Origin of the sequence: Clostridium sp. Marseille-Q5894 (assembly GCF_946902305.1) — a bacterium.
Classification (GTDB): domain Bacteria; phylum Bacillota_I; class Bacilli_A; order Erysipelotrichales; family Coprobacillaceae; genus Thomasclavelia.
Genome location: NZ_CAMPPT010000020.1, coordinates 1 through 1,302, shown reverse-complemented (window position 1 = coordinate 1,302; position 1,302 = coordinate 1). Strand labels below are relative to the sequence as shown.

1 protein-coding gene is annotated in these 1,302 nt (G+C 27.0%); it reads right to left on the bottom strand.

What is annotated here, in order from left to right; genetic code table 11:
- Positions 1–115: 115 nt before the first annotated feature.
- Positions 116–919 (bottom strand): hypothetical protein, encoded by an 804-nt coding sequence (locus OC535_RS14670; protein WP_498824173.1) that lies wholly within the window; start codon positions 917–919, stop codon positions 116–118.
- Positions 920–1,302 lie beyond the last annotated feature (383 nt).

Below are 1,302 nucleotides of genomic sequence, written 5' to 3'. Positions count from 1 at the left end.
ATGAATATTTTGCTATTCATTACTAGCCACACGATTCTCACTATTTGTCAATAGCTAAATAAAAAAGTCTCTTTAAATTACATTAAAGAGCTTTTTCAGTATTTTAATGCCTAACTTAATGACATTGAGAATCAACTTGTTTTTTTCTTTTACCAATACTACCCAACTTAAGCTCATAAGATTTTATTTCAAATATTGAATTAAACAAGTTAACATTATCTAATATAATCTCCAAATATTCACTTTGACAAAAAATACAATTTTCTGTAGCATAGTGACCATTTGTAAAAAACATATTGTAGGAATCATAAATATCGTTGAACAATTCTACATCATTCATACTTGCAACAAGACGAGCAAATTCAATCCAGTTTTCAAAATTAATCCATATATCACCCTTATCTTTCCTAAATTCAAATTGATTGTGATACCATCTCAATTTTATTCCATATTCATCGTGAAGATATCTAACCCCATTAACTGAACGATATTCAACCACATAATCAAGAAAGGTTTTTCCAAATTCATCGCTATGTGTAAGAATAGATTTTCCATCCTTTGCAAGTAATAAGTCGAATTCTTTTTTATATAATTTTGGATCATCTAAATATGCATAATATCTCAATCCTTTATCGAACGGTACATTATCTTTTTCTATAGGTAATTTGTACGCATCTTCCTCTAATAATCTTGCTAATGAAACACCGAATATTTTTTCTAAGGGAATAATAAATTCATATTTAAGTGGTCTTTCTCCTTTTAGCATTTTTGAAAAATTGGATTTTTCTTTATTGACAAATTCATATGCTTTTTGTCCTTTAATCCCTAATTCGTGCGCAATGACAACTAGTAAACGGCTATACGTCCTGATTCCTTTTAATTTCATGTAATGGTCAATATTGCTTTTTAAATTTTCCATATCTAAACCTCCACTTCTATTGTATTTATTATATAATAAATACAATATTTTAGTAGTCATTTATGACAATTTTTGTGGTCTATTTTGACTTTTGTTATAATTCATGTAAAAAAGTATACAGTAAAATTGACAACACATTTCTAAAAAATACTTAATATAGAAAATAAAAAAGACGATATTTTTCAGCAAAACACCTACGAGAAAAATAGCGGAGATGTCACATACCGTAACAAGCGGAAAAACTGTATTGACAGTTTATGAAATAATCATTTTAAAATGCCAAAATAAAAAGTTATTTACAAAGCAGTAAACAACTTTTTATTTTATGATAATATGTTCGACTTTTAACCCTGTATAATCAAAAAATCCTGAAGACGAATATC

Coding starts and splice junctions, on each gene's coding strand:
- OC535_RS14670 (WP_498824173.1), bottom strand. CDS start 919: ATGGAAAATTTAAAAAGCAATATTGACCATTACATGAAATTAAAAGGA.